The organism is Pedobacter cryoconitis (genome assembly GCF_003259615.1).
GTDB lineage: Bacteria > Bacteroidota > Bacteroidia > Sphingobacteriales > Sphingobacteriaceae > Pedobacter > Pedobacter cryoconitis.
This window is the reverse complement of the sequence record NZ_QLLR01000011.1, coordinates 42,978-57,566: the sequence shown is the minus strand read 5'-3', so window position 1 is coordinate 57,566 and position 14,589 is coordinate 42,978. Positions and strand designations below refer to the sequence as shown.

The window sequence follows — 14,589 nt, the reverse complement described above, 5'->3', positions numbered from 1 at the left end:
GCTTTTTTATGAGTTAAATTAAATCAATGAATGAAAAGATACTTATTACTAATTGTGCTTCCGTTTTTACTGCTGACTACGAACAGTGTGGCTCAGACATTTCAGCATGAGGGTATCTTCTCCTTTTGGAAAGATGCTGCTGTTTCACATCCGCAGATCTTAAAGAAAAATGGTTTTAAAAAGGTATATGGCGGGCCGAAAAAAGCTGGTGGCTTTCTCTATTTGTATCATAATAAAACTGCACAGGAGTACTTATTTATCTATTATACTCCGGCAATGGTTACAGAGAGTATCAGTTATTTAATTCCAACGAAGGCAAAGTATCAAAAGCTGACCGGCGTTGATCAAAAGACTTTTTTGCACGGTGAAAAAATAACCCCGAGTGGAACTACCCGTTACGAGGACGGTAAAAAATATTACCAGGTTGCTTACATTTGTGGGTCCTGCATCTAAATTAACATAAACAAAATGGCGAAAACCTACTGGATTAACGAAGCCGATACCTTAACTATTTACCCGGCAAGAATGGCGCGCAGAATCAGTATAATCTACGTGATTGCATTTACTGCGCTGAACGTAACTCTATTTCTGACCGGCACCTTAACGAACGTTTCTACGCTGCTGATATTCCAGGGGCTGATTTTATTGCTTGCACTTGTTTTATATGGGAGCGGTGAGCGAAAAACTGTCTTTGACGGGGATAGCAGGCAATTGTATACGAAGCTGTTCGGCATAACGATCAACAGTATTCCTTTTGATCAGATTGCGACAATCACTCCTTATGATACGATGGGTGCTATAAGTTATAAGGTATTTTCCAAGGAAAACAGGCATGGAAAAGGAATCCTTATTTCCTGCGGTTATTCCAAATTAACCAACAAAAACCTGATTGCTTATGAGGAAGAAGTTTTACCGAGAATCAATGAGCTTGTGTTCTCTAATCGTCCGCTGCATGTGAAATCACCTGTTTTTGATTTTCAGTTCTTTAAGGAAGAAAATGGTATTTATAAGGTGCTGTTTAATAAAACAGGTGGTCTTATTCTGGGGATTTTATTAATTGCACTGACTTTCGTTATCCTGGCTTATCCGGATTTTATGAATGATAGGGAAACTTATAAAAGATTAATGGTTACTTATCTTCCTTTGGTTTTAGGTGCGGTTTTCGTAAACGCGTTCTTCACTTCTGTAAGTTTTGACCAGGGTAACCGCCAGATTATCTATTCGACTTTGGGTGGTGCTATCCGAAAGATCTATTCATTTGAGGATTTTATCCAGTTTGTAATTGTTCGCAGGTCTATGAACTTTATCTATACCGGCACAGAAGTAAAGGCTATTCTTGATCTTCCTGCTCAGGGGAAAACCAGGCAGCTGATCCTGATTAGTTTCAGAAATACTAAAAAGATCGAACGTTTTATTGACGAAGCGAATACTATTCTTGGTCTTTATGAGCTTACTCCTTCACAGCTTAATGTGGATGAGTAAGCTGCTTTAATAGCCGGTTTATAGCAATAATTTACTGGCCATTCCAAGTAAAAGTAAGAAGCCGAATACATCGGTAAAAGTGGTGATAATAATTGAGGAGGCAATTGCAGGGTCGATACCTACTCTTTTCAGCATCAGGGGTATCCCCGCTCCTGTTACACCTGCAATAACCAGGTTACCCGTCATCGCCAGAAAGATAACCAGCCCTAATAGCGGGTTGGCATCAAATACAAGCGCAAAGATGAAAACGATTAAGCCGGTTACCGCGCCGTTGATCAAACCTACAGTGAATTCCTTTAAGACGGTACGATAAGCCTGGTTGTCAGTTAAATCGTATAGAGAAATCCTTCTAACGGTTACAGCCAGTGCCTGAGTTGCTGCATTGCCTCCCATTCCTGCAATAATAGTCATGTAAGCAGAAAGTACTGCGATTTTAGCAATGGTGGGTTCGAAATGTCTGACCACCGCGGAAGCCAGAAAAGCAGTTCCCAAATTGATAATTAACCACGGTAATCTTGATTTTACGGCTTCTACCCAGTTACCGCTTAATTCTTCATCTTCTGATACTCCGGATATTTTCAGGATGTCTTCTGTATTTTCATCTTCTAATACGTCAATAACATCATCGAAAGTCACTCTTCCCAATAGTTTCATCTGGTTGTCCAGCACTGGAATACTGGTAATATTATATTGAGAAATCAGTCTTGCTACTTCTTCCTGATCAGTATCAGGGCTTACCCAGGCCACATCAGACTTCACGAGTGAAGTGATTTCTACATTTCCTTTAGCTTTGATAATATCTTTTAAGGAGACAATTCCCTGGAATACGTTGTTTTCGTCTACTACAAAAATGGTATAGAATTCTTCAATTTCTTCGCTTTGCCTGATGATCTCATCAATGGCATCCTTTTTTTTCAGGTGAAGCTGAATCCGGATAAATTCCGTATTCATCAGCCCTCCTGCCGTATCTTCGTCGTAGCTTAACAGGTTCCTGATATTAGAAGCGTCGTTTTCGCTCAGGTCTTCGAGGATTTCTTTTTGCTCGTGTTCTTCGAGTTGCGAGATAATATCTGTCGCATCGTCGTAATCGAGTTCTTCTACAATCTCGGTACGTTTATCCGGATGGAGCTGGAAAAGTAATTCTTCAGGATGCGCTTCTTCGTGCATTTCTGCAAAAATCTCTGATGCAGTTTCAACGGGAAGAAGGTTGATGATCCGCTGTCTGTCCTCTTGTGTCAGGCTTTCAAATAAGATGGCAATTTCGGACGCATGGTATTCGTCCAGAATTACAGCCAATTGATTATCGCTGCCATTCAGGGCGGATTTTATTCTGGTAACATCAGATTTGTCTAGTTCATAGGATTGCATGCCAGGCTAAGGTAATTATATTTTCTCTTTTATGACCGCTGACATTTACTTAAACCATCCTTTTCGCCAAAAATAGATGACTTGAAGCACTGCAATAACGACCATAATCAGCATTGTATACAAATACCCGTGTGACGCGTAGAGCTCCGGCATATTGTAAGGCATAAATTTATGGGTCACCGGATCTTCTTTGGCGAAATTCATTCCATAGACTCCGGCAATAAAAGTAAGCGGTATAAATATGGAGGAAATGATCGTGAGCACCTTCATGATTTCGTTCATCCGGTTACTGATAATTGATAGATACATATCAATATTACTGGCCGAAATCTCTTTCAAGGATTCAACTATATCAATAATTTGTATACAATGATCATAAGCGTCACGAATATAGAGCTTGGTTTGATCAGTAATCAAATGGCTGTCGCTGCGGAGCATATCATTCAGCTTATCTCTTTCAGGCCATGCGACCCTGCGAATATTAATCAGGTTTCTTTTGATCAGCTGAACATCAAACATGAAACTCTTATCCGGTTTGTCAAACAGGCGATCTTCTATCAAATCGAGTTCTTCACTCCAGAAACCAAGAATCTCGAAATACTTATCTACCACAATATCCATGAGTGCATACATAATATAGCTGCTGCCAGCAATCCGGATATTCCCCTTCCCTGCTTTTAGCCTCTGAATAACCGGGCTAAAACAGTCTGAGTAGTTTTCCTGCAGGGTAATCAGCGCATTATCAGTCAGGATAAAGGATAATTGTTCGTTTTCCAGGTTCTTTTCTTCATCGAGCAAAAGCATTCTGCTGACTGCGAAAACATAATCATCATATTCTTCAATTTTTGGCCTTTGATAGGATCTGGTAATATCTTCGAGAATCAACCGGTTCACGTGAAGTTCATTGTACAAGGTTTCAAATAATTCTGGAGAAGCAAAGCCTTTTATTTCAATCCAAAAGGTGAAATTCTTGTCTGCCAGCAATTGCGAAATGCGGTTGATATTGGGAAGCTCTTTGGTTTCATAAGACGCTTCACTGATTTTATGGAGCGTAATTACTGGCTTTAATGAGTTTTCATCTATATATACTACCCCTGGACTGGAACCTGCCAGGGGTATTTTTAAGCGTTGTTTCTTTTTACGTGATTTGCCTTTTTTATCAATACCCATACATTAGAGATAGTTTTTGGTCTGAGGACCTTGATTGAATAACAAATCAACGATGCTCATGTTTGGCATAAATCCCATTCTATCTTCGAATACCTGGAAATAAGGTTTTGCAGGAGTAATCAATTCGGGTTCCTTGAAATGAAGCTTCAACCTGTAGTCATTTTCCGGGGCTATTTCTTTAACATATTCTGTAGTGAAATTAAATTCAGCAGGTTTTTTCAATTGTTTGAAAATCCACTGCAGTATTTCCAGATTATAGTCAAAAAGGAATTCGAATTTCTTGTTATAGAAAACGGCGAGTTCATCTTCATAATATTCGAAATAGGCAGAATTCCGGTAACAGCTTTCCAGGCTTAACCAGTGCAGGCGCTGCCATTTAAAATCATAACTTATTTTTACATCTTTGACTTTGGTATGGTATTTTGATCCTTTAATCACTGGCAGAAACAGGTCTAAAGCGCCATTGGGTGAATAAATTCTGGTTCTGTTGCGGTAAGTTTGTTTAGGAAAATGTTCTTCCTTTTCTAAAATGAATTCGTAATTATGAGCGTTTAAAGCAGAGAAATAACTTACAGGTGGAAGATAAAAAAGTGGAAATATAGCTGGATTGTGCATTGGTTAATTTATGTTTGCATTTTCAATCAGGCAAAATAATGATAAAAAAGGCTTTTTTCCTATTTGATCTCCATTTTTTTATGAACGTAAACGAGAAATTAAGCTAATGTCAGAGCCGAGTGTAGCTGTGGTAATCCTCAATTGGAATGGAAAACAATTGTTGTCTGATTTTTTACCCGGAGTAATTAAAAGCCAGTATCCGAATCTTCAGCTGGTTGTGGGTGACAATGCTTCAACGGATGGTTCTGTTGAGTATGTGAGGGCTAATTTTCCTGAGATCCAGGTGATTGTGAATGCGCATAATTATGGATTTGCAGAAGGTTATAACCGGATCCTTAAGCAGGTAAGCGCTGATTATTACGTTTTACTGAATTCGGATGTAGAGGTTCCTGAAAATTGGATTGAACCGGTGATTAAAGCAATGGAAGCGGATTCCCGGATTGCTGCTGCTCAGCCTAAAATTAAATGGCAGAAGAATAAAACTCAATTTGAATATGCTGGTGCTGCGGGTGGTTTCCTGGATATTAATGCTTTCCCATTTTGCAGAGGAAGGATTTTTGACCAGGTGGAGGATGATTTAGGGCAATATAATGATGCTAAAGAAATCTTTTGGGCAAGTGGCGCGGCTTTCTTTATCAAAAGAGCACAATGGGAAGAAACCGGAGGCTTAGATCCTGATCTTTTTGCACATATGGAAGAGATTGATCTTTGCTGGCGATTAAAGAACCTGGGGTATCAAATTATCTATTGTCCCGATGCAGAAGTTTACCATGTTGGTGGCGGCACTTTAGCTGCAAATAACCCTTATAAAGTTTTTCTGAACTTTAGAAATAACCTGATGATTATGCAAAAAAACCTGCCTGCTCTGGAAGCACTATGGAGTATAACACTCAGGATGACCATTGATTTTGTGGCCTGGATGCAGTTTCTGCTTAAAGGAGAAACCAAATTTGCATTTGCAGTGAATAAGGCCCATTTCCAGTTCTTGACTAACCTGAGAAAAACAGGTGCTAAAAGGGCCAAAATGCAATTAACTTACTCCAAACACACCGGTGTTTATCATTCCAGTGTGGTCTGGAGCTATTTTATAAAAGGCATCAGGAATTTCAGCCAGCTAAAAGACTTTCGATAGCCAGACGATAACCATCTAATCCGAAACCGGTTAATACACCTTTGCAGTTTTTCCCGGTCAGAGAAACATGACGGAATTCTTCTCTGGCATAAATATTAGAAACATGTACTTCGACAACGGGTGTATTAATGCCTGCAATTGCGTCAGCAATAGCGACTGAAGTATGCGTGTATCCTCCGCCGTTCAAAATGATGCCATCGAATGAAAAGCCAACTTCATGTAATTTGTTGATCAGCTCCCCTTCTACATTACTCTGGAAATATTCAAGTTCTATGTTTTTATATTTGTCTTTTAATTCTGTAAAGTATCCTTCGAAACTTTTGCTTCCATAAACTCCAGGTTCACGTATGCCCAGCAGATTTAAATTAGGTCCGTTAATAATCTGTATCTTCATCCATTCAAACTTAGACTTAAAAACTAATAAATAAAAATCCGAGTGATTAATTATCCTTACCATAATGAATTCAAAGCTTACTTAAGGCTCGAACGCGGACTTTCTGAAAATTCCGTTAGTGCTTACTTGAATGATGTTGCCAAGCTGTTTCAGTATTATGAGGTTATTGGTGAGGAGTTCTCTGTTAAAAATATATCTGACAAGGTGTTACATGAGTTTATTAAATGGCTGAGTGAGCTCGGTATGCTGGCCAATACACAGGCCAGGGTAATCTCGGGATTGAAGTCTTTTTTTAATTATCTGATGCTGGAAGAATTAATTGAAATTGATCCTTCTCAGCAGCTTGATTCTCCTAAACTAAGCAGAAAACTTCCTGATATATTGAATGTGGCAGAAATTAATGCTTTGATTGAGGCTATAGATGCTTCCAGGCCCGAAGGGATGAGAAACAAAGCCATTTTAGAAGTTTTGTATGGTTGCGGATTAAGGGTAACAGAGCTGATTACTCTTCGTATTTCAGACCTGAATCCTACGCAGGAATTCATTAAAGTAACTGGTAAAGGAAATAAGGAAAGGATTGTCCCTATCGGGGCCACTGCATTGAAATACATTGATATTTATCTGAGCCAGGTTAGAGTCCATTTAGCCATTAAAAAGGGAAATGAGAACTATATTTTCCTCAATAGAATGGGTTCAAGGTTATCCAGGATTTCGGTATTTACGATGATTAAAGCATTGGCAGTTGTAATCGGTTTAAAAAAAACGATAAGTCCGCATACCTTCAGGCATTCTTTTGCGACTCATTTAATTGAAGGCGGCGCAGATTTAAGGGCGGTACAAGAAATGTTAGGGCATTCAAGTATTACTACCACAGAGGTTTATACGCATCTGGACAGGGATTATTTAAGAGGTATCATCACACAGTTCCACCCCAGAACGTAAATTATAAATTGCAAGAAATCATTCTGTCTTTGCCTTGCATGTCTTTCTTTAAGATGATGTCAGTGAATCCTTTAGCAGAAAGCATCTGTACTGTTTCCTCACCTAGATATTCGTTGATCTCAAAGAATAATTTTCCTTTTGGCTGCAGATTGACCCGGGCAAAGTCTGCAATACGTTTGTAGAATACTAAAGGGTTTTCATTGCTCACAAATAAAGCCAGATGTGGTTCATAAGCTAAGACATTCTGGTGCATTTCTTCCTTTTCGTTCTCTGTAATATAAGGCGGATTACTGACAATCAGGTCGTACTTCGATGGACTGCTATAGGTCAGGATGTCTGAATGAATGAAATTAATGAGGGCTTTGTTGAGCACTGCATTTTCTCCGGCTACTTTTAATGCGTCAGCAGAAACGTCCAATGCACTTACTTCAACTTGTTCAAGATTCTTTTTTAAAGTAATCGCGATACATCCGCTTCCGGTACCAATATCCAGGATGCTGGAAACAGGCAGAACATTTAAGGTATCCAGAATCCATTCTATTAATTCTTCAGTTTCGGGTCTTGGAATCAGGACAGCTTCAGTGACTTTAAATTTAAGCCCGTAAAACCATGCCTCAGCAAGGATGTGCTGCATGGGTCTTCCTTTCTTCAGTTCCAGTAATATATGTTCGTAAGCTAAAGATTGTTCAGGACCTGGTAATGTTGTGGCATTGATCAATAATTGAGAGTGGTTCCAGTCAGCTACCTGTCTGGCTGCCAGGCCAAACAATTGCTTTGCTTCTTCTCCATCATATAATGTGGATAGTTCTTTGATAAAGTATTGTTCTAATTGCTTCACATTCATTAAATGCAAAAGTATTAATAAATGTTGCATCTCTGTGGTCGAAATATTTCAATAGCTCATAAATTGAAGCTATTTTTGTCCATATGAGCGATGAATTGTACATGAAACGCTGTCTGGAGTTAGCAGAAATGGGTAACGGTCAGGTAAGCCCAAATCCATTGGTAGGTTGCGTAATTGTTAGCGGAGGAAAGATTATAGGAGAAGGTTATCACCAGAAATATGGTCAGGCTCATGCCGAGGTTAATGCTATCCGCTCTGTAACAGACCGGTATGGTGAACAGGCAGCCGAATTATTGAAAAATGCAGTTGCTTATGTAAGTCTTGAACCCTGTGCGCATTTTGGAAAAACGCCTCCATGTGCTGATTTACTGATTCGCCACCAGCTGAAAAAAGTAGTAATTGGCAATCGTGATCCTTTTCCTGATGTGGATGGTAAAGGAATTGAAAAGTTAAAGAATGCGGGTATAGAAGTAGTTTCGGGGGTTCTTGAAGAAGAATGTTTTGAGGTGAATCGTCGTTTTTTCACCAGAATTACTCAGCAACGCCCCTACATCATCTTAAAATGGGCCAGAACAGCGAATGGATACTTTGCGCCCAGGAACTCTGTACAGCAGTGGATCAGTGGCCCGCTTTCAAAGAAACTAGTACATAAATGGAGAACTGAGGAAGATGCTATTTTAGTTGGTAAGCAGACTGCAATTGCTGATAACCCTGCCCTTAGTGCCAGAGAATGGCCAGGGAAAAATCCTGTCAGAATTGCCATTGACCGTAAACTCGAAATACCAGCCGATAGTAAATTATATAATCAGGATGCTAAAACCATTATATTCAATGAGCAGAAAACCACTGTAGAAGGTAATATCCATTTTATTGAAATGGAAGACATGCAATATTATCTTCCTCAGAAGATTGCTTATCAACTGTATCTGATGGATATACAATCAATCATTATTGAAGGTGGCGCAAATATTCTGAACCAGTTTATTTCTTCTGGTTTGTGGGATGAGGCCAGAGTTTTTAATTCTGCTTCAAGCTGGGACATAGGAATACATTCTCCACAGATCAATGGAAACATCCTATCAGTTACGCAAATAGATAAAGATCAGTTAACTATATATAAAAATTACAATAATAAATGATATACATATTACTCAGCATCAGCTGCAGCGTAACCGTAGCAGTCTTGCTAAAATTGGCAAAACGCTACAATATTCACGTGCTGCAAGCGGTAATGTGGAATTATCTGGCGGCTATAATTCTTAGTTATATTTTCTTCAGGCCTGAATTAGCTCAGCTGATAACAGTTCCTAGTACACTTGCTATTGCGATCGGCGTATTATTGCCCGTTTTATTTCTGATCCTGGGTGCTTCTGTCAGAAATATAGGGATCGTGAAATCAGATATTGCCCAGCGTTTATCTTTGTTCATCCCTATCCTGGCTTCGTTATATCTTTTCGGGGAAAATTTTGGTGGTTTAAAAGTGGCGGGCCTTTTAGTCGGTTTTGTAGCTATTGTGCTTACGCTCTCCCGCAAGTCAACTGTTAAGGCTGAAACAAGCTCCTATCTTTATCCGATCCTGGTCTTTATAGGCTTTGGACTGATAGATGTCATGTTTAAAAAACTGGCATTAGATAAGTCCATTCCTTACACAAGTACATTAATGGTTATCTTTTGTATCTCCTGTATAATTGCAGCCTTGATTTTGGGGTATGTAATGATCTTCAGGAAGAAGAAAGCAGAACTGATCAATTTCTTTTGTGGTATCGTATTGGGATGCTTCAATTTCGGAAACATCCTGTTTTATATGAAAGCACACCGGGCAATGGCGGCGAATCCTTCTACAGTATTTGCGGCAATGAATATGGGGGTCATCATTTTAGGGAGTATTATTGGTATAGTCCTGTTCAAAGAAAAAGTAAGTAAGTTGAATTATATTGGTATAGCGATGGCCCTTGTTGCCATTTTACTGATTACATTATCGCAGAAATATGCTGTTTGATGATACCTACAAAACGATAGATCATCCTGCAGAAGGGACCTTTAAAGATAAAGGAAGTAAATTTATCGCTTTTGCCTATCCATTGCTTTCAGAAAATGATGTTAAAGCACATTTGATGAAATTGAGAGCTGAACATACAAAGGCAAATCATTTTTGTTATGCTTACCGCCTTACGCCAGATAAAAGCGTTTACCGGGTAAATGATGATGGTGAGCCTTCGGGTACAGCCGGAAGACCTATTTTAAATGCTTTACTATCAGCTGGTCTGACAAATATACTGATTGTAGTCGTTCGTTATTTTGGAGGCACACTGCTGGGTGTTCCTGGTTTAATTAATGCTTATAAGTCTGCTGCTGTTGAGGCAGTTAATGTAGCTGTGATTGTCGATAAGACCGTCAACGACATTTATGAGATTAAGTTTGATTACCTGGTCATGAACGATGTAATGCGCATGGTCAAAGAAGAACAGCTGACTGTGCTTGATCAACAGTTTGACAATGAGTGTACCATCAGATTTGAAGTTAGAAAATCCCAATTGAATAAAGTTTTACAAAGAGTCGAAAAACAATCAGGTGTTGAAATAAAATACCTTGGCACTGTTTAAAACCTTAATTTAGAATATCATTAATCCAATTACCATGCAAAAATTATCAGAAGCAGACTTAGTCATCAATCCCGATGGAAGCATTTACCACTTAAATATACTCCCTGAAGATGTTGCGGATACAGTAATTACTGTTGGCGATCCTGACAGGATTTCAGAAATAACAAAACACTTTGACCGTATTGAACTTAAAAAAGGAAAAAGGGAATTTTTAACACATACAGGTTATATAGGTACGAAACGCATCACTGTAATTTCTACAGGAATCGGTACTGACAATATAGATATTGTTTTCAATGAGCTGGACGCTCTGGTCAATGTAGATTTCAAAACCCGCGAAGTCAAAGAGAAGTTAACTTCATTAGATATTATCAGGGTGGGAACTTCGGGCGCTGTACAACCGGACCTGCCGATGGGAACTATCCTAGCTTCTACTTTCGGACTTGGCCTGGATGCTTTAATGCACTATTATGTTCATGAAGTACCGAATGAAGAACAAGGTCTTTTTGATCATGTAAAGGAACATTTTAAAGATTTACATGCGGTTAACCCTTACCTGACCTCGGCAGACCCGGTATTGTTAAATACTATCGGAAAAGGAATGGAACAGGGAATTACAGTAACGGCACCTGGTTTCTACGCCCCTCAGGGACGACAGGTAAGAGCTCAGAACGCTGTACCGGATTTCATTCAGAAACTGAATACTTTCAGTTATGAAAACTATAGAATTACGAACCTTGAAATGGAAACTGCAGGTATTTACGCACTGGCAAAAGTTCTTGGACATAAAGCACTTTCGGTTAATGCTATTTTAGCTAGCAGAGTAAATTATCAGTTTAGTAAAGATCCGAATACAGTTGTAGATAAGGCAATTAAGCTTGTCTTAGAAAGAATTACAGCTTCTAATTAATTACAAATCAGGGCACCTGTCAATAGGTGCCCTGATTATATCAATCGCGAAATTCTCTTCGCAATCTATATTCGATGACGAAAAAAAAGCACTTCTTCCTTATTCTCTTATTAGGCTCACTTACTGCATTGGGGCCCTTTTCAATCGACATTTATTTGCCGGGTTTCCCTGCAATTGCCAAAGATTTAAATACCTCAATTGCGAGCGTTTCCTTATCATTATCCGGGTTTTTCATAGGAATCTCCCTTGGACAGTTACTTTACGGGCCCTTGTTAGATCGTTTTGGCAGAAAGAAACCGTTGTTTATCGGATTAGTAATTTATATCATTGCTTCTTTAGGTTGTGCCTATACTAAAAGTATTGATGCCCTGATTGTACTGCGGTGTATACAAGCTCTGGGTAGTTGTGCAGCTGCAGTAGCTTCAATTGCTATGGTCAGGGACTTGTTTCCTATTCATGAAAATGCGAAAGTATTCGCCTTGTTATGGTTGGTTGTGGGTGTGTCTCCAATGATTGCACCAACTGTTGGTGGTTATGTAACTTCTACATATGGGTGGCACGCTGTGTTTTTAGTGTTAATGTTATTGGGGCTGCTCAACCTGATTGCCAGTGTAGTTGGCCTTCCAGGTACTTATAAGCCCGATACTACAATTTCTTTAAAGCCCAAACCTATTATAATGGGCTTCATCGCTGTTTTAAAAGAGCCGCAATTCTATACTTATGCCTTTACGGGAGCAATAGCTTTCGGTGGGCTGTTTGCTTATATTTCAGGTTCTCCCTTGTTATTTATGAAGATTTTTGCTGTAAGTGAGAAAACTTACGGTTGGATATTCGCTTTCTTATCTATTGGCTTAATTGGTGCAAGCCAGGTGAATACGCTGATGCTTAGAAAGTATAGCAGTGAACAGCTTATATTCGGTGCATTGACCTGCCAGGCGGTTACCGGGGTTGTATTTCTTATAGGTAGTATTAACGGCTGGTTTGGTTTAACAGAAACAATCATTTTACTATTTATATTCTTAAGTTGCCTTGGTTTTGCCAGTCCGAATGCCTCTGCCCTTACTTTAGCACCTTTTACTAAAAACGCAGGCAGTGCATCGGCTTTAATGGGCGCTATTCAAATGGGCCTGGGAACATTAGCTTCAGTTGCTGTAAGTCTGTTTGATGTACATTCTTCTGTACCTATGGTATCGATTATGGCATCAACTTCAATTCTTGCTTTAGCGATCCTGTATTTTGGAAGAAAGAATATTAAACATAAGGTTGAGCTGGATAAAGATAGTACAGTAATATCTTTTCATTAAATATCCTGAATTATTTGGGGGTAACACCCGGAAGCGGGATACCCCCATTTTTGAATGCTTCCATCAATTTTTCCTGAAAGAGAAGTTTAGCGTCATTAAAGCCATGAGATTTTAACCAGACACTGATCATTACTTTATATCCTGTTTCTTCCAACAGAGAAACCCCTATTCGATGGCTGGGATCTTTTAAAAGATCTGATGAATCATTAATGGTTTGTGTGGCCAGTTTAAATAGCAGGTCATAATCTATACCATAGTTAAATTTAACTTCAATATCCAGTCTGCGGCTTCCTTTGGTACTGATATTAATAATAACTTCATTTGACAGCTTCCCATTGGGTATCACCACTGCCCTGTTATCAAAAGTAGTTACTGTCGTATAAAAAATCGCAATGCCGGTCACTGTCCCTTCCTGACCCTGAGCAATAATATTGTCTCCAACTCTAAATGGCTTAAGCATTAAAATAAGCACTCCACTTGCAAAATTCTGTAAGGTACCTGATAAAGCCAAACCTGCTGCAACGCCTAAAGCACCAATTAATGCGGCAAAGACAGTCATTTGTATACCGATAAATTGCATGACTGTGAAAACAAGCAGCACGCGAAGTGCTGTGACTGACAGGCTGATGAAAAAGGGTTTTAAAGAAGGATCAACATCTTTATTATAAAACCTTTTTTTGATCCATCTGGAGAAGATATTAATAAGCCATAAGCCAATCGATAAGGCAGCTATACCGATCAAAATATTTGGTCCTTTTTCTACAAGCCAGGTAATCGCTCTATCATAAAGTAAGTCGCTGTTGTTCTGATTGGCTAATTTCATAATTGCATCTTTAATCCTTAATTGGTTAAATAATAACGTCATCTTACTTGAAAAGTTTAAGATTTTCAAGGATTACAAAACAAAAAGGTGGCACAGATGTTGAATTCATACAGAAACAATAGAGAACACATGTTAAACAAAATCACTCATAACTTAACAATTTTAGCCGCTAAGAAGATTTTGACTACCAATAATGCAGAAAATCTGAGTACGGCTAAACGCCTGGTATCAATTGTAGCCGGAGCATATATTTTTCAAAGAGGTATCAGATGTTTTTATAAACATCCGATAATAGGTTTACAAGAAACCTTTTTGGGAGGTTTCCTGATGTATGAAGCTGTAAAGGGCATTAAGGATACCTATCCTGCAAAACCAACTGATCCTTCACAAGTGCGTAGAAACCAAATTCAGGGAAATGACCCAAATTCACCAGTTCCGGCATTTGTGTAGGTGAAATGAAACATTTGTATAAGTCGAATGAGATAGTTAATATAAAAACTGCTCAGGAATTATCTTTTTCCAGCCTATTAGCTTTTCACCTTATATATACAGGTAAATCAATCAATTATTTCATTACTGATCATTGATGACTGATTTACCTGTCCTCATATCCAACAATCATTTTTCCAAGCTTTTCATAGAATACAGCCAGGCTACCCATTTCCAGGTGAAAGATCTTGCAATATTTGTATACATAAGCTTCCCGTTCACATAAATACATTTTATCTTCCAAATACTTTAGTATATCAATAATCCTGATGTGCAGGCCATAAACCTGGCAAAGATGAAAGTTCAGATATTTGTCGGCATGGACACCAAAAATCAGAATATCCCTTGAAGCTGAAAATCTGATCCGTTGTAATTCTGCTGAAAGGTAATGTTCCTCACTCAGCTCTTTTAACGGCCGCTCAATATTTTCTATTTTATAGACCAATTTGGTTAACAAATCAAGTTCATTATAGCTTTCTGCTAAATATAAATATGGCATAAGTTCTTTTCTTT

Annotated in this window: 17 protein-coding genes; 10 read left to right on the top strand and 7 right to left on the bottom strand. The window is 38.7% G+C overall.

Features of this window, described 5'->3' with window-relative positions; all coding sequences use genetic code 11:
* The first annotated feature begins 30 nt into the window (after nt 1-30).
* Nucleotides 31-453 carry a hypothetical protein gene (locus LY11_RS12790; protein ID WP_111634061.1) on the top strand — a complete coding sequence of 141 codons (423 nt, stop codon included), beginning with the start codon at nt 31-33 and terminating at the stop codon, nt 451-453.
* A 15-nt stretch (nt 454-468) separates the two neighbouring features.
* Complete coding sequence (locus tag LY11_RS12785; RefSeq protein ID WP_111634060.1) at nt 469-1,482, top strand: hypothetical protein; 1,014 nt, start codon at nt 469-471, stop codon at nt 1,480-1,482.
* 18 nt (nt 1,483-1,500) lie between these two features.
* Here the strand turns inward: LY11_RS12785 and mgtE are convergent, their stop codons facing one another.
* The 3 genes from mgtE to LY11_RS12770 are packed head-to-tail and all read right to left on the bottom strand — an operon-like array spanning nt 1,501 to nt 4,635.
* A complete protein-coding gene (mgtE, locus tag LY11_RS12780) occupies nt 1,501-2,850 on the bottom strand; it encodes a magnesium transporter (protein WP_111634059.1) in 1,350 nt (449 codons plus the stop codon).
* 45 nt (nt 2,851-2,895) lie between these two features.
* Nucleotides 2,896-4,020: a magnesium/cobalt transporter CorA gene (gene corA, locus LY11_RS12775; RefSeq protein ID WP_111634058.1), complete on the bottom strand. Its 1,125-nt coding sequence runs from the start codon at nt 4,018-4,020 to the stop codon at nt 2,896-2,898.
* Nucleotides 4,021-4,023: 3 nt separating this feature from the next.
* Complete coding sequence (locus LY11_RS12770; protein ID WP_111634057.1) at nt 4,024-4,635, bottom strand: WbqC family protein; 612 nt, start codon at nt 4,633-4,635, stop codon at nt 4,024-4,026.
* A 106-nt stretch (nt 4,636-4,741) separates the two neighbouring features.
* Between LY11_RS12770 and LY11_RS12765 the strand changes: the two genes are divergently transcribed.
* On the top strand, nt 4,742-5,767 hold the full coding sequence (locus LY11_RS12765) for a glycosyltransferase family 2 protein (protein ID WP_111634056.1): 1,026 nt from the start codon (nt 4,742-4,744) through the stop codon (nt 5,765-5,767).
* On the opposite strand, the gene aroQ is transcribed toward LY11_RS12765, so the two are convergent.
* Nucleotides 5,742-6,161, bottom strand: a complete 420-nt coding sequence (gene aroQ / locus LY11_RS12760) for a type II 3-dehydroquinate dehydratase (RefSeq protein ID WP_111634130.1) — start codon at nt 6,159-6,161, stop codon at nt 5,742-5,744. The two genes, LY11_RS12765 and aroQ, sit on opposite strands and share 26 nt — an antisense overlap.
* A 42-nt stretch (nt 6,162-6,203) precedes the next feature.
* Between aroQ and xerD the strand changes: the two genes are divergently transcribed.
* Nucleotides 6,204-7,103 (top strand): site-specific tyrosine recombinase XerD, encoded by a 900-nt coding sequence (gene xerD / locus LY11_RS12755; RefSeq protein WP_111634055.1) that lies wholly within the window; start codon nt 6,204-6,206, stop codon nt 7,101-7,103.
* A gap of 1 nt (nt 7,104) precedes the next feature.
* On the opposite strand, the gene prmC is transcribed toward xerD, so the two are convergent.
* Nucleotides 7,105-7,947, bottom strand: coding sequence for a peptide chain release factor N(5)-glutamine methyltransferase (prmC, locus tag LY11_RS12750; protein WP_111634054.1), 843 nt, complete (start codon nt 7,945-7,947; stop codon nt 7,105-7,107).
* 83 nt (nt 7,948-8,030) lie between these two features.
* On the opposite strand from prmC, the gene ribD reads away from it, so the two are divergent.
* The 5 genes from ribD (at nt 8,031) to LY11_RS12725 (ending at nt 12,764) form a co-directional block, all read left to right on the top strand.
* Nucleotides 8,031-9,086, top strand: coding sequence for a bifunctional diaminohydroxyphosphoribosylaminopyrimidine deaminase/5-amino-6-(5-phosphoribosylamino)uracil reductase RibD (gene ribD / locus LY11_RS12745; RefSeq protein WP_111634053.1), 1,056 nt, complete (start codon nt 8,031-8,033; stop codon nt 9,084-9,086).
* Nucleotides 9,083-9,946, top strand: coding sequence for a DMT family transporter (locus LY11_RS12740; RefSeq protein ID WP_111634052.1), 864 nt, complete (start codon nt 9,083-9,085; stop codon nt 9,944-9,946). The genes ribD and LY11_RS12740 overlap by 4 nt, the downstream gene beginning before the upstream one ends.
* Nucleotides 9,936-10,550, top strand: coding sequence for an IMPACT family protein (locus tag LY11_RS12735; protein ID WP_111634051.1), 615 nt, complete (start codon nt 9,936-9,938; stop codon nt 10,548-10,550). The genes LY11_RS12740 and LY11_RS12735 overlap by 11 nt, the downstream gene beginning before the upstream one ends.
* A 34-nt stretch (nt 10,551-10,584) precedes the next feature.
* Complete coding sequence (locus tag LY11_RS12730; RefSeq protein WP_111634050.1) at nt 10,585-11,460, top strand: nucleoside phosphorylase; 876 nt, start codon at nt 10,585-10,587, stop codon at nt 11,458-11,460.
* A 74-nt stretch (nt 11,461-11,534) separates the two neighbouring features.
* A complete protein-coding gene (locus LY11_RS12725) occupies nt 11,535-12,764 on the top strand; it encodes a multidrug effflux MFS transporter (protein ID WP_111634049.1) in 1,230 nt (409 codons plus the stop codon).
* Nucleotides 12,765-12,774: 10 nt separating this feature from the next.
* Here the strand turns inward: LY11_RS12725 and LY11_RS12720 are convergent, their stop codons facing one another.
* On the bottom strand, nt 12,775-13,629 hold the full coding sequence (locus LY11_RS12720) for a mechanosensitive ion channel family protein (protein ID WP_245952736.1): 855 nt from the start codon (nt 13,627-13,629) through the stop codon (nt 12,775-12,777).
* 87 nt (nt 13,630-13,716) lie between these two features.
* Here LY11_RS12720 and LY11_RS12715 point away from each other — a divergent pair, with 87 nt between their 5' ends.
* Complete coding sequence (locus tag LY11_RS12715; RefSeq protein ID WP_146610844.1) at nt 13,717-14,037, top strand: hypothetical protein; 321 nt, start codon at nt 13,717-13,719, stop codon at nt 14,035-14,037.
* A 145-nt stretch (nt 14,038-14,182) separates the two neighbouring features.
* On the opposite strand, the gene LY11_RS12710 is transcribed toward LY11_RS12715, so the two are convergent.
* Nucleotides 14,183-14,575 (bottom strand): hypothetical protein, encoded by a 393-nt coding sequence (locus LY11_RS12710; protein WP_111634047.1) that lies wholly within the window; start codon nt 14,573-14,575, stop codon nt 14,183-14,185.
* Between the last annotated feature and the right edge of the window lie 14 nt (nt 14,576-14,589).

Coding starts and splice junctions, on each gene's coding strand:
- LY11_RS12790 (WP_111634061.1), top strand. CDS start 31: ATGAAAAGATACTTATTACTAATTGTGCTTCCGTTTTTACTGCTGACT.
- LY11_RS12785 (WP_111634060.1), top strand. CDS start 469: ATGGCGAAAACCTACTGGATTAACGAAGCCGATACCTTAACTATTTAC.
- mgtE (WP_111634059.1), bottom strand. CDS start 2,850: ATGCAATCCTATGAACTAGACAAATCTGATGTTACCAGAATAAAATCC.
- corA (WP_111634058.1), bottom strand. CDS start 4,020: ATGGGTATTGATAAAAAAGGCAAATCACGTAAAAAGAAACAACGCTTA.
- LY11_RS12770 (WP_111634057.1), bottom strand. CDS start 4,635: ATGCACAATCCAGCTATATTTCCACTTTTTTATCTTCCACCTGTAAGT.
- LY11_RS12765 (WP_111634056.1), top strand. CDS start 4,742: ATGTCAGAGCCGAGTGTAGCTGTGGTAATCCTCAATTGGAATGGAAAA.
- aroQ (WP_111634130.1), bottom strand. CDS start 6,161: ATGAAGATACAGATTATTAACGGACCTAATTTAAATCTGCTGGGCATA.
- prmC (WP_111634054.1), bottom strand. CDS start 7,947: ATGAATGTGAAGCAATTAGAACAATACTTTATCAAAGAACTATCCACA.
- ribD (WP_111634053.1), top strand. CDS start 8,031: ATGAGCGATGAATTGTACATGAAACGCTGTCTGGAGTTAGCAGAAATG.
- LY11_RS12740 (WP_111634052.1), top strand. CDS start 9,083: ATGATATACATATTACTCAGCATCAGCTGCAGCGTAACCGTAGCAGTC.
- LY11_RS12735 (WP_111634051.1), top strand. CDS start 9,936: ATGCTGTTTGATGATACCTACAAAACGATAGATCATCCTGCAGAAGGG.
- LY11_RS12730 (WP_111634050.1), top strand. CDS start 10,585: ATGCAAAAATTATCAGAAGCAGACTTAGTCATCAATCCCGATGGAAGC.
- LY11_RS12725 (WP_111634049.1), top strand. CDS start 11,535: ATGACGAAAAAAAAGCACTTCTTCCTTATTCTCTTATTAGGCTCACTT.
- LY11_RS12720 (WP_245952736.1), bottom strand. CDS start 13,629: ATGACGTTATTATTTAACCAATTAAGGATTAAAGATGCAATTATGAAA.
- LY11_RS12715 (WP_146610844.1), top strand. CDS start 13,717: ATGTTAAACAAAATCACTCATAACTTAACAATTTTAGCCGCTAAGAAG.
- LY11_RS12710 (WP_111634047.1), bottom strand. CDS start 14,575: ATGCCATATTTATATTTAGCAGAAAGCTATAATGAACTTGATTTGTTA.